Genomic DNA, 23,319 nt, shown 5'->3' on the forward strand with positions numbered 1-23,319 from the left:
TGTTTGATGTTCCACGTGGAACACCGGTGCCCTCGGGTTCACTAATGTTCCACGTGGAACATTATGCATACTCACTCAAGTCTAACCAACGAGCAGTCTTTTGGTCCAGCTCTTGATTTAGTCCCGCTATTTCCTCGGCGAGCGTTGTGATGGCCACGTGATCGGTGGTCTGGCTCAATGCAGCCGTTTGCTCGGAGATTCGCTGTTCGAGAAGCGGTATTTCATCATCCAGCATTTCATACTCCCGTTGCTCTTTGAAACTCAATCGTTTTTTAGCTTCGGCCTTTATGGGTTTTGATGGCGCCTTTCGTTCGTCGCTTATCTTGGTTTGACGGAGTAACGCCTCTTGTTCCGTTTTGTAGTCCGCGTAATTCCCGTTATATAGGACCACCCTCCCATTCCCCTCGAAAATGAACAACTGGTCTGTAAGCCGGTCTAATAGGTAGCGGTCGTGCGAAACCAAGAGCAAAATGCCCGGAAAGTTCAACAGGAACGCTTCCAATATATTCAGCGTGTCAATATCAAGGTCGTTAGCCGGCTCGTCAAGAATGAGGAAATTCGGGTTTTGCATCAGCACCCGCATAAGCTGTAGCCGCTTACGCTCACCACCGCTGAGCTTGTTGACGAAACCGAATTGCTTTTCTGGCGGAAACAGAAATTGGGTGAGCAACTGCGAAGCTGACAGGGTGTCGCCGTTTGCCATGGCGATATGTTCGGCCACGTTCTTGACGACATCAATCACCCGCTCGTCTTCCGATAATTCCAGTCCGCCCTGTTTGTAATATCCGAACACCGTCGTCTCCCCCGCGCTGATGCTTCCCCTATCCGGCTGCGCGGCTCCAGTAATCAGGTTAAGCAGGGTCGACTTGCCGGTGCCATTCCGACCAGCGAGACCGATCCGGTCGCCTTTCTTGAACACATAAGAGAAGTCTTGGATCAAAGGTTGCGGCCCATAGCTTTTCGAAAGCTGCTCCAGTTCGAGGATCTTGTTGCCCTGCCTGCTCACCTTTACCGTCAGCTGCAGCGCGTCGTTTTGCTTCGCCGTCTTGGTCTTCTCTTCCAACGCATAGAACGTATCGATACGCGCCTTTGACTTAGTTGCTCTTGCCTGGGGCTGTCTGCGCATCCATTCCAGCTCCCTGCGCAGCAGGTTGCGATTGCGTTCGAGCATGGTTCCTTCGGCCTCTTCCCGCTCGGCTTTCTTCTCCAAGTAATGGCTATAGTTGCCCGAGTAGACGGTCATGTTGCCGTTAGCCAGTTCCCGGATCTGCGTACACACGGCATCGAGAAAATAGCGGTCGTGCGTTACAAGCAGCACGGTCTTCTGTCCCGTGGTGAGCAGTTTTTCCAACCATTCGATGGTTTCGATGTCCAAATGATTGGTGGGCTCATCAAGGATATAAATATCCGGCTCGTCGATCAGCAGTTTGGCTAACGCGAGCCGTTTACGCTGTCCGCCGGACAAGGTACTTATCGCCTTCGAAAAATCCGTAATTTGCAGCCGGGAAAGGATGCCCTTGATCGCGTGTTCGTATTCCCAAGCATTCGCGGCACTGATCTGATCGCTCAATTCCAAGACCTCAAACGGGTCCGCATCCGGGTTCGAAACCAAGTTTTCATACTTTCCGATCAACCGCTGCTGCTGATTGTCAGCGCTATAAACAAAATCATTGATGGACTTAAAAGACTTGAAATCAGGGTCTTGTGCAAGAAACCCAATGCGCAGGCCCTTTTCTTTGACGACAATGCCCTCCGTGGGATCGAGGTGACCGGCAAGAATCCGAAGCAATGAAGATTTGCCGGCGCCGTTGGCACCAACCAAGGAAATCCGGTCTCCTCTTTGAAGACCGAAATGAAGGTTTTTAAACAACCACTTGTCGTGGTAGCGATGGCCCAACCGTTCTGTCGATAGTATACTCACACCAATTCTTTATTGTTATTACTGAATCGATGCAAAAATACGGAAAAAATCGGTATACTATCCGGTAGCCCCGAAGACGTTCACCACGTCCAGCGCATTGCACTGCGGCTCGTCGATCGGAATTTGATATCCTCCTTTTTCCTTGAAGAAAGTCAACCCCGTTAACAGGACAACCGGCAGGTCGGCCGTTTCGATATCCAGTTCAAACACTTGGTGCGGTATTCGTCCCAATGCGGGCAATACGGGGGAATGCTCGTATGCACCGGAACACGTTTCGTTTTCGGCATCCACCGAGACGGCCGCCACGGTAAACCGCACACCGGAGGCCTCTTTCGGTAGCTGTAAGACAGACGGCGCCCAATGTTCTTGGAAGACCACGCGCAGTTTCCCCGCGGTGGCATCGAAGCTGGGGTCAAAACGGGCATAATAGACGTCTTTCCATGCCGAAGCGCGATTGAAGCTGAAACCGATGAGCAAGGGTAAATTTTCCGGTATGAGGCGCCGCTCTCCTCTTCCGTTTATCCCGTCATTCTTCAGGATCTGGAGCATGCGCGCGTTCAGCCGTGTCTGCATAGTCCCTTCATGGAACAGGGGAAGCGCTTCGCGCAACGATTGCCTTATCTGTTTGGCGATTGCTGACGCCCGGCCGAATTCCGCGGTGTTCTCGCGCGACCGTTCAAGTTTCGGGTCGGTGGCGAAACGTTTGGAATCTACTCCCCCTTTCGTCCGCACGAGGTATGCCTCACCCTGTCTGTAAAAAGATAGGTCCCCGACCGATCCTTCCAATTTAATGTCGCTTTTTTGGTAGGCCATATTGCAAAGGTATGACAGCCAAAGTTAAGAAAAATTCAGTATTCAGGCAAGCATTTCCCAGGGATATCCCAGTAGTTCTCCAGTGTTTTCCCAGTAGTTCTCCAGTCTTATAAAATAAATTGAACTTGTGTTAACCTTGGATGAACTCTGTGTAACCACTACCTATACCTGATGGCGATAAGGAATGTATGCGACCAATGGAGGTGCCGTGGCGATTAAAACAAAAAATACGGGTTGGAGTCGACTAATTCAGCCGATGGGGAGCGATCAGGTCAAACTTGGGAATATTGACTTCGAATATGCTGGCGTCAAACTCGCGGAGCATTTGATAGGTTCCTTTCATCGTGCCCATGTCGCTTTTGAGGTTGCAGCCCGAAACATATTCATGGGTTTCTCCGGGCTCGATGATCGGTTGAAGCCCGACGACCCCTTCGCCCTCGACTTCGCGGTGGGTACCGTTCGAATCGAAGATATACCAATGCCTGCGCAGGAGCTGCACACGATAATCGCTTAAATTTTCAATGGTGATCCGATATGCAAACATGAAATGTTCATTTTCCGGATTGGAATACTCCGGCTGATACACGGTTTCAACTGAAACTTTGACCCCGTCTGTGATTTGCGTGACCATGTGTGTAGTGCGATTTTTGGCCAATTTAATAAATGTGATTGAATTAGTAAAGCGGAAGTGGTATTTTATCGTTCACCATTCAAGCTTCATTGACGAGGTCCCGTTGAGACCGTTAGGCGTTTTCGCTGCACATTTTCACTACCTTTGTGCATGCCATCAGGAACGCTTTATTTGATACCGGTGCCCCTGGCCGATAACGCGGCGGCGGCCTCATACACGCCTTATCTTACCCGTATCGTCAACACCATCGACGAATACATCGTGGAAAACGAGAAGACGGCGCGCAAATTTCTCAAACAGGCGGGACTGCAAAAAGCCCAAAGCGAGCTGATCTTGCACGACTATGGGAAACATATCCGGAACCAGGCGGATTCAGCCAGGTATTTCGCGGGGTTGCTGGCGGGCCGGGATGTGGGCTTGATGAGCGAGGCAGGATGCCCCGGCGTGGCCGACCCCGGGGCGGAGATCGTTGCCGAGGCCCACCGCAGGGGCATCAACGTGGTGCCGCTAGTAGGCCCAAGTTCGATCCTGTTGGCGCTGATGGCTTCCGGGTTCAGCGGACAAAGTTTTGTCTTCCACGGGTACTTGCCGATCGACAAAGGTGAGCGGACAACGAAAATCAAGGCGCTGGAACAGGCGGCCCAACGGCAAAAGCAGACGCAGCTCTTCATCGAGACGCCCTTTCGCAATAACCAGTTGCTGGCCGAGATCCTGCGGACATGCAATCCCCAGACGCGCCTTTGCGTGGCTTGCAACCTCACGGCAGTCGACGAACAGGTCATCAGCCTGCCGGTGCAACAATGGCGGGCACAGGCACACGATTTTCACAAAAAACCGGCAATTTTCTTGATCTTTTAACATTGGGGGCCGCTAATCATACAGATGTGCTTATTGTGGGTGCCGGCCCCTCGGGACTGATGATGGCGGCACAGCTGCTCCGGTTTGGTGTCCGGCCAATGATCATCGATGCGAAGCCGGGACCCGATCGGAGAACCAAGTCGATTGCCGTGCACGCCCGCTCGCTGGAGCTGCTGCGGCAAATGGGCCTGGCAGATCAGCTGTTGACCGAGGGCGTTTCTTGCTACGGGGCGCAAGTACAGGGAGGCCGTAAGCGGCTGTTGGGAACGGTCGACTTCTCCCGGATCAATCATCCCCATACCGCATTTCCGTTTATTCACTTGGTTGGCCAAGATAAAACGGAAAGACGGCTAATCGATCGGCTCACGGTGAATACCTGCCCGGTGGCCTGGGAAACACGGCTGGTGTCGCTCCGGCAGGATGATAATCAGGCCCGGGTGGAGCTGGAGCATGAGGGCGTCCTGCAACAATGGGCGTGTCGCTGGGTGATCGGAGCCGACGGCATGAACAGCCTAGTGAGGGAATCCCTTGGGGTTCGTTTTGAGGGCAACCGTTATCAGGGGCGGTTTTTCTTAGCCGACGTGCAACTCCGTGAAATCGATAACCGACTGGTGCACTTCTTTATACAGGGAAAGGGCTTTTTGGGAATATTCCCCTTAGGGCCAAACGGATACTACCGGCTGACGGGCGTGCTTCCGGAGAGGTGGATGGAGCCGGACAGGGCTGTTCAATACGCGGATATCAAGCCGGTTGTCGACGAGGCGCTCGGGTTTGAGCTTCCGGTAAGCCAATGCCACTGGATGAGCTATTTCGGTCTGCAAAGACGGATGGCGGAGCGGTTTGCGAGGCAGCGCTGCTTCCTGATCGGCGATGCGGCACACGTTCATTCTCCCGTGGGTGGGCAGGGGATGAACAGTGGATTGCAGGATGCAGCAAACCTGGCTTGGAAACTGGCTGCGGTCATAAACGGCCGGATAAAACCGCAGGTATTGCTCACGTATGAGCAGGAGCGGATGCCGGTGGCCAAGACCATCGTCCGCAGCACCGACAGGGTGTTTCGGCTGGCATTGGGTTTGCCCGCATCGCTGCGGGATTTCCTCCTGTCGAAGGTGCTGCGATACCTCGGAAAAAGGGAGCGGCTCCTTCGGCGGGTGTTCGACACCGCGGCGCAGCTCAACATCCACTACCGCACGGCTGGACTATCCGTTCACCACGCCACGGGGACCCGCATACAGGCGGGTGATCGCATCCCTTTTTTACCCGTGTTTGACGAAAAAACCAAAACCCCCACCGACCTGCACCGCTGGTGTGAAAAACCGGGATTCGTACTCTTGTTGCTGGGCACCGTCAGCCAACATTACCTGCATATTATCGGGCAATGGATGCGGCAGAAATATCCGCGGGAGATGCACCTGTATTACCTACCGTATTCACCGAAGAACAGCACCGTATTTGATACCTTTGAATTGAAGTCCGACGGGACGAAAATCGTGCTCATCCGGCCGGATATGCACATTGGGTACATCAATGATGCACTGAACATGAACCTGATCGATACCTACATGGAAGAAGTGGTGGGCTGGAAACCGTTTGGCCATTTACCAAAAAAACCTTAACTATGCATGATTCAAAAATGCAAGCACCGCAACGAACATGGGCCATAAAATCCTTTGACGACCTTTCACTTACGGAACTGTATAAAATCCTGCAGCTCCGTCAGGAGGTCTTCATCCTGGAGCAGAAATGTGTCTATAGCGACCTGGACAATAAAGACCAAAAGTCCCTCCACCTGATGTGCTGGCTTGGCGATACGCTGGCGGCCTATACGCGGCTCATCCCGTGGGGTGTTTCTTACCCGGACGCCTCCAGCATCGGACGGGTCGTGGTGGCCCAGCATTTCCGGGGCCAGCGATTGGGCGAAGAACTGATGCGGCGGAGTATCGAGGCGGTGTATGTACAATATGGCAACCAGACGATAAAAATCGGTGCGCAGCACCATTTGAAGACCTTTTACAACCACTTGGGCTTTGAGCAGACAAGCGAACCCTATATGGATGCGGGCATCCTGCATCTGGAGATGACATTGGGTTTTACGCCGAAATCCCCGTAATTTAGCGCGAATGAACATCGATTACGAAAACCTTACGCCCGAGATGATGCAGCTGATGGTGGCGGCGCTGCTGATCCGCTTGGCCGTCTGGGTATTTTATGCCAATACCATACGGAAGACGCTGCTGCTGGTGGCGCCCGAAAATCGGCTGATGACGCCCGGTCAGGCTTGGTTGCTGGTGATCCCGCTATTCAATGTCTATTGGAATTTCGCGGTGGCTTCGCGTCTGGCCGACTCGCTCACCAATGAGTTTTATGACCGCAAGATCGCGGAAGAAGAGAATCCGGGACGCGCCGCGGGGATGTGGTACGCTTGGCTATTCCTGCTATCCAACATTCCCTTCCCGCCGTTTATCCTGATTACCGTTTTCCTGTTGAGCATCACGTATTTTGTTATTTATTGGATCAAGGCAAGTAATTTCAGAAATGTGCTGGTGGAGCACGAAAAATTCAGGAAAAAACAACAAGAATAGAGGCTTATGCTTATCCGTGAACTGACCGCTTACCTAGAGTCGCTGGCACCGCTGGACTACCAGGAATCGTATGACAATTCGGGCCTGATCGTGGGTGATCCCAACGGGGAGGTCAAGCAAGCCCTGATCGCGCTGGATTGCACGGAAGCGGTGGTCGATGAGGCCATTGACCTGGGGTGTGAGCTGATCATCTCCCACCACCCCATCGTATTCAAAGGGCTTAAACGCTTTAATGGGAGCACGTATGTCGAGCGGGCGGTGATGAAGGCCATTAAACAGGACATCGCCCTGTATGCCATCCATACCAACCTGGATAATGTGATGGGCGGCGTGAACAGTAAAATAGCAGAGCGGCTGGGACTACGGCATACGGCGATCCTGAGCCCCAAAAGCGGAATACTCCGGAAACTGGCCGTATTTGTGCCGTTGAGCCACGTCGAGCGGGTTCGGGCGGCGTTGTTCGCGGCAGGTGCGGGGCACGTGGGCCATTACGACGAATGCAGCTTCAATGTGGCGGGCTACGGCACGTTTCGCGGAGGCAAGGGTACGGATCCTTTTGTGGGCATACCGGGTGAGCAGCACCGCGAGGAGGAGGTCCGTGTTGAGGTAATCTTTCCAGCCAATAGGGAACGGGCGGTGTTGCTCGGCCTCTTTGAGGCACACCCTTACGAAGAGGTCGCCTATGATGTGTACCGGATGGAAAACAACCATCAACAGGTGGGCAGCGGCATGATCGGGCAGCTGGAGGTGCCGCTGTCGGAGACGGACTTTCTCGGACTGTTGAAAGATCGCCTGAATGCACGTGTGATCCGGCATACGGTCCTGCGGGGCAAACCGGTGGGGCGTGTGGCGGTGTGCGGTGGCGCCGGGGGCTTCCTCCTGGGCCAAGCCATCCGCTCCGGGGCCGATGCGTTTGTGACGGCGGATTACAAATACCACGAGTTTTTCGATGCCGAAGGAAAAATTGTAATTGCGGATGTGGGACATTTTGAAAGCGAACAATTTACGCAGCAATTATTGTTGGAAATTATTCAGAAAAAATTTCCTAACTTTGCAGTCCGTTTGACGGGAACAGACACAAACCCGATAAAATACTACAGTTAAATGGAACAGACCATAGAACAAAAGCTGAAAGCCCTTTGGCTGCTGCAGAACATACACACCAAGATCGACAGGATTCGGCAGGTACGTGGCGAATTACCGATGGAAGTGAGTGATTTGGAAGACGACATCGCCGGTTTGGAAACCCGTATCGAAAAGATCCGGGGCGAGCTGGATGAACTGGAGGATTCCATCGTGAAACGCCGCAACATGATTAAGGACTCACAGGCGGCCATCAAGAAATACGAAACACAGCTCAACGAAGTAAAGAATAACCGGGAGTATGATGCCATCACCAAGGAAATCGAAATCCAGGGGTTGGATATCCAGGTGAGCGAGAAGAAGATCCGGGAGTTTGAGTTTGACATCAAGAACAAAACGGAAGTCTACGACAGTACGCTGGAAGCAATGGAGACCGCCAAGAAAGACCTGGATGTCAAGCGGGGTGAGCTGGACACCATCACGGCCGAAACGCAAAAGGAAGAAGACGAGCTGTTGAGGCAGGCCGAAGCGGCGGATAAGGACATTGAAGAGCGTCTGATCAGGGTATACCGCAGGCTCCGGAGCACCTACAAAAACGGATTGGCGGTGGTTTCCATCGACCGCGATAGCTGCTCAGGCTGCCACAATAAGATCCCGCCTCAAATGCAGTTGGAGATCCGCCAACGCAAAAAGATCATCGTATGCGAACATTGTGGACGTGTCTTGGTTGATGAAGCCTTGGTGCAGGAAGTAGAATCTTCGTTGGTAGCGTAATCAGCAATCGAACAACAGTATCAAGCGCCCGGTAAAAACTACCGGGCGTTTTTTTGTCGAATATTTTTAGTATTTTTGCTTATTGACTAGGGTTAAATGACTGAACATACGACGCCCGATCTGGGCGAGCAAAATGAAATACAAGTTTTTGGCGCGCGCGAACACAACCTGAGGGATATCGATGTCAGTTTTCCGCGAAATGAGCTGGTGGTGGTGACGGGCCTGAGCGGCAGCGGCAAGTCGTCGCTGGCATTTGATACCATTTATGCCGAAGGACAGCGCCGGTATATGGAAACATTCAGCGCTTACAGCCGCCAATTCCTCGGCGGCATGGAACGCCCGGATGTCGACAAGATCTCCGGACTCAGTCCGGTGATTTCCATTGAGCAGAAAACGACCAGCAAAAACCCCCGCTCCACGGTGGGCACCATTACGGAGGTATATGATTTCATGCGCCTGCTCTTCGCGCGGGCGGGCGAGGCATTTTCGTATGTCACAGGCAAAAAGATGGAACGCATGTCGGAAGAGCAGGTGGTCGACCGTATCATCCAGCAATTTGACGGGCAGGCCATCAATGTGCTCGCTCCGGTGGTTAAAGGTCGTAAGGGTCATTATCGGGAGCTGTTTGAGCAAATACGGAAGCAGGGCTATGTAAAGGTGCGTGTGGATGGGGAGCTGCTGGACATCGCGCCAAAAATGCAGGTAGACCGATACAAGATCCACGACATCGAGATGGTCGTCGACCGGCTTATGGTGTCTGAGAAAGACCGCAAGCGACTCTATACATCGGTGATGCAGGCCATGAAAACGGCCAAAGGTGTCATCAAGATCAGCGACAAAGACAACCAGGAGTATTTTTACAGCCGCTACCTGATGGATGCGGAATCGGGCATTTCGTATGATGAGCCGCAGCCCAATACGTTTTCGTTCAACTCGCCCTATGGGGCATGCGAGCAATGTGATGGGCTGGGCTATGTTTATGAAATAGACCGCGGATCCGTCATACCCGATCCGAAGCTCAGCATCATGAAGGGCGGGTTAGCGCCGCTCGGCGAATACCGGGATGTATGGAATTTCCAGGTGTTGAAAGCCGTGGCCAAAAAGTTCGACTTTTCGTTGACCACGCCGATCGAAAAGCTTACCGAGGAGCAGCTGACCATCCTGCTGTATGGCACAGAGGAGGCGATCACGGTACCGGTATCATACAGTAGCTGGAATACCAAGGAATACAAGATTTCGTTCGAAGGCCTGTTCAAGATGCTGGAGGAGCAGAGCGAGCGGCTGGAGCAGCAGGGACAAAACCTGGATGAATACCGCGCGCAAAAGGTTTGCCCGGCATGTCATGGGGCACGCCTCAAGAAGGAGTCGCTCCATTTCAAGATCGCCGGCCAGAACATCCATGAGTTGGCCGTGATGGATATTACCTCGCTTGCCGCTTGGTTTGAGGGTGTCGAACAGCGTCTGGACGAGCGGCAGAACATCATCGCGGCTGAGATCCTGAAGGAAATACGTGCGCGGCTGGGCTTTTTGCTCGATGTGGGCCTCAATTACCTCACGCTGGACCGCACCGCCAAAACACTGTCTGGCGGCGAGGCACAGCGCATCCGCCTGGCCACGCAGATCGGTTCGCAGCTGGTCAACGTATTATATATCCTTGATGAGCCCAGCATTGGGCTGCATCAGCGTGATAACGAGCGGCTCATCAAGGCGCTCAAAAACCTCCGGGATATCGGAAACTCCGTGTTGGTGGTGGAGCACGATAAAGACATGATCCTCAATGCGGACTACGTGATCGACATGGGGCCGGCTGCCGGTGCGCATGGCGGCTTGGTGGTCGCCCAGGGAAAGCCGGAGGACATCAAAGCGGCCGATACCTTGACCGCCGCCTACCTCAACGGCACGAAGGGCATCCGGGTGCCGGCCGAGCGCCGGCCGGGCAACGGCCACACCCTGCGCCTTTCGGGCGCCAAGGGCCACAATCTCCAAAACGTAACGGCTACCATTCCCCTGGGTAAGCTGGTGCTCGTGACGGGGGTATCGGGAAGCGGCAAGTCAAGCCTGATCACCGAGACGCTGTACCCGATATTGAACCATCATTTTTTCCGGGCGAAGAAGACTCCCCTATCGTATAAAAAAGTCGAGGGCCTGGAGCACATCGATAAGGTCATCGAAATCGATCAGAGCCCTATCGGCCGCACACCGCGGTCCAATCCGTCTACCTATACGGGCGTCTTTTCGGATATCCGGGCACTATTTGTGCAGCTACCGGAGTCCAAGATCAGGGGCTACAAGCCCGGGCGCTTTTCCTTCAACGTAAAAGGCGGGCGATGCGAGACGTGCCAGGGCGCCGGCATGAAGGTCATCGAGATGAATTTCCTTCCCGATGTACAGGTGCCCTGCGAAACCTGTAACGGCAAACGATACAACCGCGAGACGTTGGAGGTGCGTTATCGGGGCAAGTCGATCAGCGATGTGCTCGACATGCGCATCGACGAGGCGGTCGCTTTTTTTGAAAACATCCCCTCCATCTACCGCAAGATCAAAACCCTGCAAGATGTCGGGTTGGGTTACTTGACCCTCGGGCAATCGTCGGTGACCCTGTCTGGCGGCGAGGCCCAACGGGTGAAACTGGCTACCGAGCTCTCCAAAAAAGACACGGGCAAAACCTTCTATATCCTGGATGAACCCACCACGGGACTGCATTTCGAGGATGTACATGTCTTGCTGGGGGTGCTCAACCGCTTAGTAGACCGCGGGAATACTGTATTGGTCATCGAGCATAACCTGGATGTCGTCAAAGTGGCGGACTGGGTGATCGATCTCGGTCCCGAAGGCGGGGCTGGCGGCGGCGAGATCCTTTTCAGTGGGACACCGGAGGCGCTGATTGCGTGCGAAAGAAGCCAAACGGCACGTTTCCTTGCCATGGAAATGCCGGGTGTGGGGATGATTTCGTAACTTCGCACCCATATGCCAGCTATTATCCAACTGTTGCCCGATGCGGTGGCCAACCAGATTGCCGCCGGAGAAGTGGTGCAACGCCCGGCATCGGCGGTGAAGGAATTGATGGAGAACGCCATAGATGCCGGGGCCGACCGGATCAGATTGATGGTGAAGGGCGGCGGGAAGTCGCTCATACAGGTAATCGATAATGGCTGCGGGATGAACGTGACCGATGCGCGGCTTTGTTTCGAACGACACGCCACATCGAAAATACGAAAGGCCGAGGACCTGTTTGCCATCCGCACAAAGGGCTTTCGAGGGGAGGCGCTGGCCTCCATCGCGGCCATTGCACATGTCGAGCTCCGGACGCGGCGCATAGAAGACGAGCTGGGCACGCTGGTGGAAATAGAGGGGTCTGCTGTGGTGCGGCAGGAGCCCGTGGCTACACCGGCCGGTACGAGCATCAGTGTTAAAAACCTGTTTTATAACATTCCCGCGCGCCGCAATTTCCTGAAGAGCAATCCCGTAGAAATGCGCCATATCGTGGATGAATTCCAACGGTTGGCGCTGGCCCATCCGCGGGTATTCTTCAGCCTGCATAACGACGACCAGGAAATATTCCACTTGCCGGCGGAAAGCCTCAAACAGCGTATCGTCCATGTATTTGGCAGCAGCTACAACCAACGGCTGGTACCGGTGGAAGAGGAAACGACCATCATCAACCTTACTGGGTTTATCGGCAAACCCGAATATGCCAAAAAAACCCGCGGCGAGCAGTTTTTTTTCGTCAACAACCGTTTTGTGAGGGATCCGTATCTTAACCACGCGGTGCTCAAGGCCTATGAGGGGCTACTGCCGTCCGATAGTTTTCCGTTGTATGTGTTGTTCATCGAGATTGACCCGGGGAAGATCGACATCAATGTGCATCCGACCAAGACGGAAATCAAGTATGAAGACGAACGGGCGATCTACGCGATCCTGCAATCGGCGGTCAAGCGCTCCCTGGGTCGGTACAACATTACACCTACGCTTGATTTCAACCAGGAGACCGGGTTCAGCCAGATGATCAGCCCCAAGCCGCTGGAGGAGATCACCCCGCCATCGGTGACTTTCAACCCCCATTTCAACCCGTTTGATAATGGGAAATCCGGCGACGGCAAACGGCCGGCGGCGATCCCTCAAAATTGGGAAACGCTGTATGAGATCACACAGAAAGCCCCCGACACCCAGCTGGATCTCCACGGAGAAGCGGTCTACCCGTCCGCCGATCAGCCAAAGCCGCCGAACAAACAGCCCTTCCAGCTGCATGGGCGCTACATCGTTTCGCAGATCCATTCCGGATTTATCCTGATCGACCAACAGGCCGCGCACGAGCGTATCCTGTTCGAGCAGTTTTGCCAACAGCTGGAAAACCGGCAGGGAGCTAGCCAGCAAAGCTTGTTTCCCCAGACGGTGACGCTCAATGCCGCGGATTTCCAGCTGATCACGGACCTGCTGCCGGATATACAGGCGCTGGGCTTCCAGATCAGGGAATTTGGAAGGCATACCTTTGTGGTAGAGGGCATCCCTGCCGAGCTGACCTCCGGCGTGAGCGAACGGCAGGTGCTGGAGCAGCTTCTGGAAGATTATAAGAACAACCAGGCGGAATTGAAGCTGCCTAAGCGGGAGAAGCTGGCCAGGAGCTTGGCCCGGCATGCAGCGATCAAGCCCGGCACGGTCCTGTCTGCTGACGACATGGCCGAATTGATTGACCGCCTATTTGCCTGCGAAATGCCGAATGCATCGTTGAATGGCAAGCCGGTAATCCTTACTTTTACATTGCAAGAACTGGCAGAACGGTTTGAGCGTTAACTATTGAAGAAGAATATTATGTTTAACAACACTGCATCACCCTTTTCCGGAATACCGCCCGTTGTCAAGAATCTGCTGATCGTCAACATTGTCTGTTTTATCGGTAGCGCCCTTATTTTTCCGGGAGCAAACCATTTATTTGGCGTATACTACCCAGACTCTCCGGGCTTTCACATCTGGCAAGTCATCACGTACATGTTTATGCATGGCGGATTTACACATATCTTTTTCAACATGTTTGCCTTATTTATGTTCGGACCGGTGTTGGAGCAAGTATTGGGATCGAAGCGTTTTCTGAACTATTACCTAATTACGGGGTTGGGGGCGCTGGTCTTGCAGTTTGGCGTGCAGGCGCTAGAGGTTTATTCGATCGCGGACTCGGTTTCGGCCAGGCAGTTGATGTCGGAGATCAACGTGGTTCAACAGAGCGGAAGAATAGACGCCAGTCTGACGGAGGAAGAGAGGCAAACGCTTCTTTCGGTTTATACCACCCCCATGGTAGGCGCGTCGGGCGCGATATATGGTTTGCTGATCGCATTTGGATACCTCTTCCCCAACACACCGCTGATGCTGATGTTTCTTCCGGTGCCGATAAAGGCGAAATATTTTATTCCGGTGATGATTGTCATCGAGCTGGTATTGGGGGTCTCCCGGACGGGAACCTCGGTGGCGCATTTCGCGCATATCGGCGGTGCATTGTTTGGGATTTTGCTGATCAAGCTGTGGGGGATCAAGCGGCCGAATTATTGGTAAGAAGAACGCGCGGTTTCGCCGTCAGCAGTGTTTAAAAAAAAATTCCTATATTAGCCTCTGTTATCAGGAATAAACAGGAAGCAAAGCAATGAAAAGATCGTTGGTCGGTGATTTGTGGCACAAGGCTTTCCAATCGGGAAACCCGCTTTATCTGTTCATCGCCATCAACATCCTGGTCTTCCTAGGGATCAACGTCCTTTCGCTGGTGACGGTATTGCAGTTTACGGATGCGCCGCTATCCGATTACCTGCTGTCATGGCTGCAACTCCCGGCCTCCCTATCATCCTGGCTATATAAACCTTGGACCATCCTGACCTATATGGTCACGCAACAGGGGTTGTTTCACCTCTTGTTCAACATGCTGTGGCTGTTTTGGCTGGGGATCATTTTCCTTGATTTTCTCAAAAAAAGGCAGTTTACGTTTGTCTACCTTGCAGGAGGGATTGTCGGCGGACTGTTGTATCTGCTGGCCTACAATGCGATACCCGTGTTCCGGGCAGAGGCGTTCCGCACGATGATGATCGGCTCGTCGGCCAGTGTGAGCGCGATCGTGTTTGCAACGGCGACGCTGCTACCCGATTATACCATCCGAATGCTCTTTTTCGGCAATGTAAAGCTGAAATACCTGGCGTTGGCATTCCTGATCATCGATGTGCTGGCGGTCGCCGGGCTCAATGCGGGCGGCAGCATTGCCCATATCGGCGGCGCGTTGTTCGGATTCGTTTATATCAAACGCCTGCAAAATGGCCAAGACTGGAGCAGCCTGCTGGAGCGCAAGCCGAAAAGACGCAAACTCCGGGTGGTGCACAATGAGAAAGAGACCCCGATGTATGAAGAGCCGTTGGTACCCAATCAGGAGGTAATAGACGGTATCTTGGATAAGATTTCTCAATCCGGCTACGAAAGCCTTACCAAAGCCGAAAAGGAAGCCCTGTTCAAAGCCAGCAAGCAAGGTCAAAACGAATACTGATCGATGGCAACGAAATCTCGGCATGTAAAACAACTGGGCTTTTTCGGTAAGTCCGTCTTGTTGGTCAACCTGATAGCAGTAGCGGGGCTGCTGTTGAGTTATCTGGCGCCAGTCATCAACCCACAGACCTTTTGGCCCATTGCTTTTTTTGGTATTGCTTATCTCCCGTTATTGGTAATCAACGGTCTATTTATCATCTATTGGTTGATGCGGCGAATGCTATACGCGGGAATTTCCCTATTGGCCGTGCTGCTGGGATGGGGGACATTGACCAAGCATATCGGATTCAGCGGCACCGTGCCCGAATCAGTGGTTGCGTCACCCGATACGGCCCATATCCGGCTGTTGACCTACAATGTGCATTTTTTCAGGGCTTTTGAGCAGAAAGATACAGAACTCACGATCCGGGAGGACGCCATGCGGCTCATGGACAGTATTTCGCCAGACGTGGTGTGCATCCAAGAATATTATACCCGCCAAAAGGGGCGGTATAATATGGCGAAGGAATTTGAAAGGAAGATAGGCACGTCCTACCGCTATATTTCGCCTACGGCGGAAAACGACTATGAAGCCTATGGCTTGGCGATTTTTTCCCGGTATCCGATCGTTGAAACCGGGCACCTTGCGGACCATGAGTATGGCGTGAATCGGATCATTTATGCTGATATTGATAAGAACGGAAAAGTATTCAGGGTGTATAATGTCCATTTGCGCTCGTTCGGATTCCAGCAGGAAGACTACGACTTTATTAACCGGCCTTCGAAGACCATCGAAAAAGATGCGGCGTCTACAAAACGTATCGGGTCCCGGTTGAAGCATGCCTTTAGCGCCCGGAGTGCGCAGGCTGCGGCGCTCCGGGCGCACAGTGATTCATGCAGCACTCCCTATATCGTTGCGGGGGACTTCAATGACACGCCGTTGTCCTATGCCGTGAATAAGGTCTCTGCGGGCCTGAAAAATGCGTTTCTTGAGAAAGGACGGGGTTGGGGAGTAACCTATAACGGCGATTTTCCCAATTTCCAAATCGACTATATTCTGGCGAGCAAGGAATTCGAGGTGCGGCACTACCAGATCATCAAGGCGAAGCTGTCCGATCATTATCCGGTGTGGGCAGATTTGCAGCTTTGATTTGCGGTGAGCGCAGGGCATAAAAAAACGGAGAACCGCCTCTTTCGATTTGAATCCTCCGTTTTTAACCTTAATTACAACCGTGGTTGTAATCCAGGCATCAAGTCGAATATCTCTTTGCTGGCATCCGTTCACACGTGCCTATGAAAGGCATTGTACCTCGGTATGCATTTGCCGTTATTACCGCGAACCTCCGTAGAGATCACTGCAACGTACAAACCCCTTACGCAATGCTTTGATTGGGCCATTCCTTTTTACGGGAGCTTGGCGAACCGCTGTCCGGCATAATGCCTTTCAGCGCCAATCCATTGCTAGCAGCCATCCCGGAAGGGAACACCTTTCGGCGTTGTTCCGTTTGTAGATACTTGCTTGGGCAATTCAAAGAACTTCGTATTTGATATTGACTAAGGTAGTAACAATAAGCTTACGTGTCAAGAAAAAAATGTTTTATTTATTAACATGTTTTCCACGTGAAATTCATCGTTTATTAACACCCGATAATGGCTGTTGCATCCCGTACCGTGGTGATCAGGCCATATTATTCACATCCTAAGGGTTGAAAGTTATCAACAGTATGCAAAAACGTGCCCTTTCGTCAAGCAGCCATTTCCGCTTAGCCCATGATTTTAAGGGGCGGCATCGTAAAAAATTATTAATTTTATGCGCACCCACTTGATAAAAAAGAGACACGGTCATGGCGGCACCCCATAAGATTTTCGTTTTAGATACATCCGTAATATTATATGATCACAACGCGCTGAACAATTTTCAGGAGCATGATGTAGCGATACCCATACAGGTGTTGGAGGAACTCGACAATCTAAAGGGAGGCAATGAAACCCGTAATTTCGAAGCGCGTAGTTTTATCCGGTTGATCGATGGGCTATCGAAGAAACGGCTGATTAACCAGTGGGTGCACATCAGCGGGCAGCACAAAGGGAGGTTTAAGGTGATTCTTTCTGGACAACCACAACGGACCGATGCGCAGAAGATCTTTGGCAACGAAAAGTACGACCACCAGATTATCAATGCCGCACTCGTCCTGATGGAGGAGCATCCAGACAAAAAAATTGTGCTGGTCTCCAAAGACATCTGCCTTCGCCTCAAGGCAAAGGCACTGAACCTGCCGGCGGAAGATTATGAGACCGGGAAGATCAAGAATGTGGCGGAACTGTATACCGGAAAAACGGTGCGGCGTGATTTTCCCGATCATGTGATTGCTGCACTGCAGAGCAAAACGCCGGTAAGCCTGGAAAATATGGCCTTGGCGCACAGCGGCGCCAACCACTTCTATATCGTCAAGCATAGCCGGAAAACGTTTCATGCGTTTTACGAAAAAAGCACCCACTCCCTGGCCCCCGTATTCCTGGCTCCGGTCTTCCAGATCAAGCCCCGGAATCCGGAACAGGCGTTTGCATTCCATGCCCTGCTCGATCCTGCCATCCGGTTGGTCAGCATACAGGGAAATGCAGGCACGGGAAAAACCCTGCTGGCGCTGGCCAGCGCGCTGGAGCAGCGCAAGAACTACCGGCAGATCTACATCACCCGGCCGGTAATCCCGCTGAGTAACCGGGAAATCGGCTTCTTGCCCGGCGATGCCAAATCAAAAACAGACCCTTTTCTGGCGCCCATCTGGGATAATATCCGTTTCATCAAGGAGCAATATGCAGATGGCGGAAAGATGGGGGAAAAGATCGATGAGCTGATCGCTACCGAAAAAATAGCCATTGCCCCATTGGCCTTTATCCGCGGACGGACGCTCACGAAGATTTTCTTTATTGTCGACGAAGCCCAAAACCTCACGCCGCACGAGATCAAGACCATCATCTCCCGGGCGGGCGAACACACGAAGATCGTCTTTACGGGCGATATTTACCAAATTGACACGCCATATCTTGATGCCGAGAGCAACGGGCTGTCGTATCTCATTGAAAACGTGAAAGACAATCCGCTATATGCCCATATCACCCTGCAAAAAGGTGAGCGGAGCGCGCTGGCCAATTTGGCTAACGACCTGCTTTAAAGCACGGCAATCCGCCATTCTTTGGGGTAGTAATTGTTGATTCGGTTAGGCAGCAGCTTCATCCAGCCCAGCGGAACGCGATTATAGGTGGCCAGTGCCCAGCCATGCAGCCCATGTCTGTTGAGCGCAGGAGAAATGTTGCCTTTGCGCAGGTATTCCAGCGCTTGCTCTTCATCCAGCGCGACCTTCGGGAGATCGGGGTGCTGGGCGGTACTCAACGCCAGGTCGTGCGCGGGGATGAGGTCGCCGTTGACCACCCGGCCTACGCGTGTGCCCGCGTTCCGGAGGTAGAGCATGTCCTGGAGGATGCGCAGATCGGCCTCCCGCCCTTGGGGCAGGAGGTGGATTTCGTCACCCACAGTAAACGTAAAGAATCCATCTTCCTTAGCCACCCAATGCTTCAGTTCCTTAGGCAAGACAGCTCGCTCAGATTTCTGCTTGCGGCGGTCGAAGGAAGGTTGCGCACTTATCTTACGAAATGCCGCGAGGAAGAAGCCCTCGCCCCGCAACTTATGCGGATAAAAGCGGTAGCCGGGGCAGGCATGGATGTCGGATAGCGACTCCTGGATTCCCCAGCCCTCATCAATCGGAATATATAGGGGCTCCATGCCTTGGGTCTCACACAGCCAATCGGCAATCTGTTCATTTTCTTCTGCTGAATAGGAACAGGTGGAATACAGCAGGATGCCTCCCTCCCTGAGCGATGGCAGGCTATCGGCGAGGATGCGCTGCTGCCGTTCGCTGCACAGCTGTACCGTGGCTTCTGACCATTCGGCGATGGCGCCGTGGTCTTTGCGGAACATGCCCGAACCGGAGCATGGCGCATCCACCAGCATGAAGTCGATATAGCCCGGCAGGTGGCGGAATGCCGAAGGGTCGTTGTTGGTGACAACGGTGTTGGCATGCCCCCAACGGACGAGATTATCCGTCAACACAGTGACCCGGGTCTTGATGAGCTCATTGGCAATAAGCAGGCTTTGCGGATGGAGGTAGGTATCCAACAGGGTGCTCTTTCCCCCCGGAGCAGCACAAAGGTCCAGTGCGACCAACGGCTGACGGTCCAGCTCCAAGGCCTTGACCGCATGGGCAATGAACATGGATGACGCCTCCTGCACGTAATAGCATCCGGCGTGGAAAAGCGGATCCAGGGTAAACACCGGGCGTTCGGGAAGATAAAAGCCCGTATCGCACCAAGGCACCTCCCCTAGGGTCGCGGTGTCCAGGCCATGGGGCTTAGCCGGATTGATCCGGATGGAGGTGATGCCCCCCTCCTGCTCATGCGCGGCTTCAAAAGCCGCCGAATCGAATCCGGCGAAGGTACCCAACCGGCGTACCAGTGCGGGGGGAATGATGTTGCTCATGTAGAGGCAAAGTTAAGGAATAAATTGCAGCGCGCTTGCGTATGTGCACCAAAAGGAATAATTTCGAAACATGGAACCACCCCTCACCGAAGAACCGATCTATCAGGTGCCCGCCCGTTTCCGTTTTTCGGAAAACCTACACATTGTCTTTTGGCTGATCAAAGATATCAGCTGGGCGATGCTCTGGCGACCGCTGGGCATGGTCATGATCATCCCCACATTGATTTGGGCGGTGAAGATCACCATCCAGACGCGGTACATCAAAAGCGAGCTATACCACAACCTGGCGGTACTGTGCTGGATAAGCGCGAATTGCACGTGGATGACCTTCGAATTTTTCTGGCCGGAATACGATTTCCTGCGCTATTATACGGCAATCCCATTCAGCCTCGGTATCGGTTTCATCGCCTATTATTATGCCGTGCTGCGGCCTTCCGGATGGAAACAGACAGGAATAGCCAAAAAATAGACGCCACTCTCTGAAGCCGCCACGGGATGAGCTAAAGGAGAACGGTTTGCTGACGCAAAACGAGGAGATTAATCAAAAAGGAAGAAGGGAGATGACTATCTTAGCCGTCTCTTGAATAGGTTATCTAAGACGACGAAATGAAAAAGTTTGCCATGTTATGGTCCTTCGTGCTTGCGGGGACGATGTGTTTTGCCCAAAACGAGTTTCGCATTACCCACGGCCCGTACCTCCAAGCGCTGCATGACACCGGCGTCACGATCGTATGGACCACCGATAAAGACGCCATTGGATGGGTGGAGCTTGCTCCGGATGACAGCACCCATTTTTACCTGCAGGAACGCCCCAAGCATTTTGCCAGCAGCCATGGCTTCAAGGATGTGTCCAACGTGCATAAAGTGACGTTGAGAGGCTTGAAGCCCGGTGTTTCATACCGGTATCGGGTATATGCGCAGGAAGTGACCAGCCACGAAGGTACCGACGTGCAATATGGCCGAGTAGCGGCTACTCAGGTGTACAGGAGAGCCCCACTGGCGTTTACGACGAGTCAACCCGGCCAAGCGACGCTGTCGTTTGCGGTGATCAACGACATCCACGGCCGCAATGACGTGATGAAAGGTCTACTCGACCAGCTGGATTGGGGGCAGACGGATTTAGTGTTTTTCAATGGGGATATGGCCAATGACCTCCGTAGCGAAGAGCAGCTATTTGCGCACTATATGGATACGGCCACGGCGCTCTTCGCCGGTGAAATACCGATGTATTACGCGCGCGGCAACCATGAAACGCGGGGCAATTTCGCAAGCGAATTCCCCGACTATTTCCCGACGTTGTCCGGCCACCTTTACTATTTATTCAGAAGAGGGCCTGTTTGTTTTGTGGTACTTGACTGCGGAGAAGATAAGCCTGATAGCGATATGGAATACAGCGGCATCGTCAATATGGATGAGTACCGCACGCAACAGGCGGAATGGCTCAAGGAGGCCTTGCAGCGCCCCGAGTATCGCGATGCGCCCTACAAAGTGGTCATCTGCCACATGCCTCCTTTTGGCGGTTGGCATGGCGAGCAGGAGATTGCTGAGAAATTTGTGCCGTTGCTTAATGCGGCCGGTGCCCAGATCATGCTGAGCGGACACCTGCATCGGCATATTAAGCAAGAGCCGCAACCGGAAGGGCATCAGTTTCCTGTTTTGGTTAACTCGAACAACAATATGCTCAAAGTCACGGCAGATGGGGAACGGCTCCATATCGATGTGGTGGACCAAACGGGAAAAACGGTTGATTCAATTACGCTTAAACCGGATGAAAAATAAACCATCGTTGGACGTATCTTTGTAGGATAAATCCAAAAGCGATGATTAGCAAAACAAATCTTAAGCATCTCAATATTACAGTAGAGGGCAAGGTACAGGGGGTGTTTTTCCGGCTTACGACCAAAGCCGTGGCTGATCAGCTCGGCGTGAAGGGTACGGCGCAGAACATGCCCGACGGCTCGGTATACCTGGAAGCGGAGGGCGACCCGTTTGCGCTGGAATCGTTTTTGGAGTGGTGCCATGAAGGGCCTGAAAAGGCGGTGGTCGAAAAAGTGGATTACGGTGAAGGCGAAATGAAAAACTATCGTAACTTTGAGGTCATCAAGAAGTCGCGTGGTTGACCTTAATGTTTTAACACTTGTCTGTACTTCGAAAATTTGCCGGACAAACTGCTGTCTATGGACTGAGCACCATCATTGCCAGGCTTATTAATTTTGTGCTGACGCCGATTTTCGTCCGGCAATTTCCTACGGCTTTGTACGGAATTTTTACGTACCTGTACAGCTGGGCCGCCATGATACAAGCTGTCCTTGCCTTCGGTATGGAAACCACCTTTTTCCGCTTCCTGCAAAAGCATGAAGATAAAGCCCGCGTATTAAACAACAGCTTCTTCGTGGTGTTGGTCATTTCAGCATTTTTCTTAAGTACAGTCTTTCTCTGGTCAACGGATATCGCTGTCTGGCTGAATAATGGTATCTACGACCGCGACTATGTGCTGTATGTCCGCCTTTTTACTTTGTTTCTGGTTGCAGATGCACTTGCGGTCATTCCCTTTGCACAACTTCGCGCCCAAGGGCGGGCGCTACGTTTTTCATGCCTTAAACTGGTCAATGTATTTACCCTGATTGCCCTCAACTTGTTTTTCATTGTCTGCATCCCATGGCTTTTAGTCCACATGCGTTCTGTAGCACCCTATATCGAAGGATGGTACCGGCCGGGTTGGCTGGGTTATGTATTTATCGCCAACCTCGCCGCCAGCCTGTTGGTGTTGTTGCTCCTGCTGCCGGAATTAACGAGGGTCCGCTTGCGACCCGATGGCGCATTGCTGCGTGAAATGTTTGCATACAGTTTTCCCATACTTGTCGCCAACATTTCGTTCATCATCAACGAATACCTTGACAAGCTCATGATTCCAAAACTTATTCCCGGTGAGCGGGGTATTTCTGACAATGGGATTTATGGTGCGGTTTCTAAGATTGCTGTATTTTTGAGCATTGCTGTCCAGGCCTTCCGCTTGGGGGCCGAACCCTTCTTTTTCAGCTATGCCAAAAACGAAAATGCCCGCAAAGTCTACGCGGTTATCATGGATTATTTCGTCATCGCCACCGTATTGACTATGGTAGGTATCTCGGCGAACATCGAATGGCTCAAATACTTTATCGAAGGCAAAGACGCTGAGCAGCAGGCGCTGTACTGGTCTGGACTGCACATTGTGCCCGTCCTACTGCTTGGTTATGTGTTGCTGGGAATTTACATGAACCTGTCGGTATGGTACAAACTGACTGACCAAACCCGTTTTGGCTTATATATCTCCGGCATCGGAGCCGTCGTAACGATTGTGCTTAATCTGATCCTCATCCCCCGATACAGTTACGAGGGTGCGGTGTGGGTCACCGTCCTCGCCTATGGAAGCATGGTGATCCTGTCTTATGTTTGGGGGCAGCGCCACTATCCTATCCCCTATCGGATGGGCAAAAATGTTGCTTATATCCTTGCCGGAGTGGTCCTATGTTGGCTGACATTTGATGTGTTCGATCGGCATGTCATTATCGGGAATCTGCTGTTTATAGTGTTTGCCGGGACTACGTTCTTCATGGAGCGCAAGGCTTTGTTTGCCTTGCTAAAAAGGTAA

General features: G+C 52.7%; 20 protein-coding genes. 16 read left to right on the forward strand and 4 right to left on the reverse strand.

Features of this window, described 5'->3' with window-relative positions:
- Positions 1-61: 61 nt before the first annotated feature.
- From ACMGDE_RS04880 to apaG, 3 genes are all read right to left on the reverse strand, one after another.
- A complete protein-coding gene (locus tag ACMGDE_RS04880; RefSeq protein WP_436831637.1) occupies positions 62-1,921 on the reverse strand; it encodes an ABC-F family ATP-binding cassette domain-containing protein in 1,860 nt (619 codons plus the stop codon).
- Between the two features lie 57 nt (positions 1,922-1,978).
- Positions 1,979-2,734: a hypothetical protein gene (locus tag ACMGDE_RS04885; RefSeq protein ID WP_436831638.1), complete on the reverse strand. Its 756-nt coding sequence runs from the start codon at positions 2,732-2,734 to the stop codon at positions 1,979-1,981.
- Positions 2,735-2,978: 244 nt separating this feature from the next.
- Positions 2,979-3,365: a Co2+/Mg2+ efflux facilitator ApaG/CorD gene (gene apaG / locus ACMGDE_RS04890; protein ID WP_436831639.1), complete on the reverse strand. Its 387-nt coding sequence runs from the start codon at positions 3,363-3,365 to the stop codon at positions 2,979-2,981.
- A gap of 150 nt (positions 3,366-3,515) precedes the next feature.
- Here apaG and ACMGDE_RS04895 point away from each other — a divergent pair, with 150 nt between their 5' ends.
- The 12 genes from ACMGDE_RS04895 (at position 3,516) to ACMGDE_RS04950 (ending at position 18,327) form a co-directional block, all read left to right on the forward strand.
- Entirely contained in the window at positions 3,516-4,223 is a 708-nt protein-coding gene (locus ACMGDE_RS04895) for an SAM-dependent methyltransferase (protein WP_436831640.1), read from the forward strand.
- 26 nt (positions 4,224-4,249) lie between these two features.
- Positions 4,250-5,839, forward strand: coding sequence for an FAD-dependent monooxygenase (locus ACMGDE_RS04900; RefSeq protein ID WP_436831641.1), 1,590 nt, complete (start codon positions 4,250-4,252; stop codon positions 5,837-5,839).
- Between the two features lie 2 nt (positions 5,840-5,841).
- A complete protein-coding gene (locus ACMGDE_RS04905) occupies positions 5,842-6,333 on the forward strand; it encodes a GNAT family N-acetyltransferase (RefSeq protein ID WP_436831642.1) in 492 nt (163 codons plus the stop codon).
- 10 nt (positions 6,334-6,343) lie between these two features.
- Positions 6,344-6,805: a hypothetical protein gene (locus ACMGDE_RS04910; protein ID WP_436831643.1), complete on the forward strand. Its 462-nt coding sequence runs from the start codon at positions 6,344-6,346 to the stop codon at positions 6,803-6,805.
- Positions 6,806-6,811: 6 nt separating this feature from the next.
- A complete protein-coding gene (locus ACMGDE_RS04915; RefSeq protein ID WP_436831644.1) occupies positions 6,812-7,909 on the forward strand; it encodes a Nif3-like dinuclear metal center hexameric protein in 1,098 nt (365 codons plus the stop codon).
- On the forward strand, positions 7,910-8,662 hold the full coding sequence (locus ACMGDE_RS04920) for a zinc ribbon domain-containing protein (RefSeq protein ID WP_436831645.1): 753 nt from the start codon (positions 7,910-7,912) through the stop codon (positions 8,660-8,662).
- Between the two features lie 96 nt (positions 8,663-8,758).
- Positions 8,759-11,617, forward strand: coding sequence for an excinuclease ABC subunit UvrA (gene uvrA, locus ACMGDE_RS04925; RefSeq protein WP_436831646.1), 2,859 nt, complete (start codon positions 8,759-8,761; stop codon positions 11,615-11,617).
- Positions 11,618-11,629: 12 nt separating this feature from the next.
- The gene (gene mutL / locus ACMGDE_RS04930; RefSeq protein ID WP_436831647.1) at positions 11,630-13,453 is read left to right on the forward strand and encodes a DNA mismatch repair endonuclease MutL; all 1,824 of its coding nucleotides are present in this window, start codon (positions 11,630-11,632) and stop codon (positions 13,451-13,453) included.
- 18 nt (positions 13,454-13,471) lie between these two features.
- A complete protein-coding gene (locus ACMGDE_RS04935) occupies positions 13,472-14,206 on the forward strand; it encodes a rhomboid family intramembrane serine protease (RefSeq protein ID WP_436831648.1) in 735 nt (244 codons plus the stop codon).
- Positions 14,207-14,294: 88 nt separating this feature from the next.
- Positions 14,295-15,176, forward strand: a complete 882-nt coding sequence (locus ACMGDE_RS04940; protein ID WP_436831649.1) for a rhomboid family intramembrane serine protease — start codon at positions 14,295-14,297, stop codon at positions 15,174-15,176.
- 3 nt (positions 15,177-15,179) lie between these two features.
- Positions 15,180-16,304: an endonuclease/exonuclease/phosphatase family protein gene (locus ACMGDE_RS04945; protein WP_436831650.1), complete on the forward strand. Its 1,125-nt coding sequence runs from the start codon at positions 15,180-15,182 to the stop codon at positions 16,302-16,304.
- Between the two features lie 694 nt (positions 16,305-16,998).
- Positions 16,999-18,327, forward strand: coding sequence for a PhoH family protein (locus ACMGDE_RS04950; RefSeq protein ID WP_436831651.1), 1,329 nt, complete (start codon positions 16,999-17,001; stop codon positions 18,325-18,327).
- Here the strand turns inward: ACMGDE_RS04950 and ACMGDE_RS04955 are convergent.
- The gene (locus tag ACMGDE_RS04955; RefSeq protein WP_436831652.1) at positions 18,324-19,688 is read right to left on the reverse strand and encodes a methyltransferase RsmF C-terminal domain-like protein; all 1,365 of its coding nucleotides are present in this window, start codon (positions 19,686-19,688) and stop codon (positions 18,324-18,326) included. The two genes, ACMGDE_RS04950 and ACMGDE_RS04955, sit on opposite strands and share 4 nt — an antisense overlap.
- A gap of 70 nt (positions 19,689-19,758) precedes the next feature.
- Here ACMGDE_RS04955 and ACMGDE_RS04960 point away from each other — a divergent pair, with 70 nt between their 5' ends.
- The 4 genes from ACMGDE_RS04960 to ACMGDE_RS04975 all read left to right on the forward strand — a co-directional run bounded on the left by ACMGDE_RS04960 (position 19,759) and on the right by ACMGDE_RS04975 (position 23,319).
- Positions 19,759-20,157 carry a hypothetical protein gene (locus ACMGDE_RS04960; RefSeq protein WP_436831653.1) on the forward strand — a complete coding sequence of 133 codons (399 nt, stop codon included), beginning with the start codon at positions 19,759-19,761 and terminating at the stop codon, positions 20,155-20,157.
- Positions 20,158-20,294: 137 nt separating this feature from the next.
- Positions 20,295-21,467, forward strand: coding sequence for a purple acid phosphatase family protein (locus ACMGDE_RS04965; protein WP_436831654.1), 1,173 nt, complete (start codon positions 20,295-20,297; stop codon positions 21,465-21,467).
- 41 nt (positions 21,468-21,508) lie between these two features.
- The gene (locus tag ACMGDE_RS04970; protein WP_436831655.1) at positions 21,509-21,808 is read left to right on the forward strand and encodes an acylphosphatase; all 300 of its coding nucleotides are present in this window, start codon (positions 21,509-21,511) and stop codon (positions 21,806-21,808) included.
- A 17-nt stretch (positions 21,809-21,825) separates the two neighbouring features.
- Entirely contained in the window at positions 21,826-23,319 is a 1,494-nt protein-coding gene (locus tag ACMGDE_RS04975; protein ID WP_436831656.1) for a lipopolysaccharide biosynthesis protein, read from the forward strand.

The sequence above is a fragment of the Parapedobacter brassicae genome (genome assembly GCF_051400755.1).
GTDB lineage: Bacteria > Bacteroidota > Bacteroidia > Sphingobacteriales > Sphingobacteriaceae > Parapedobacter.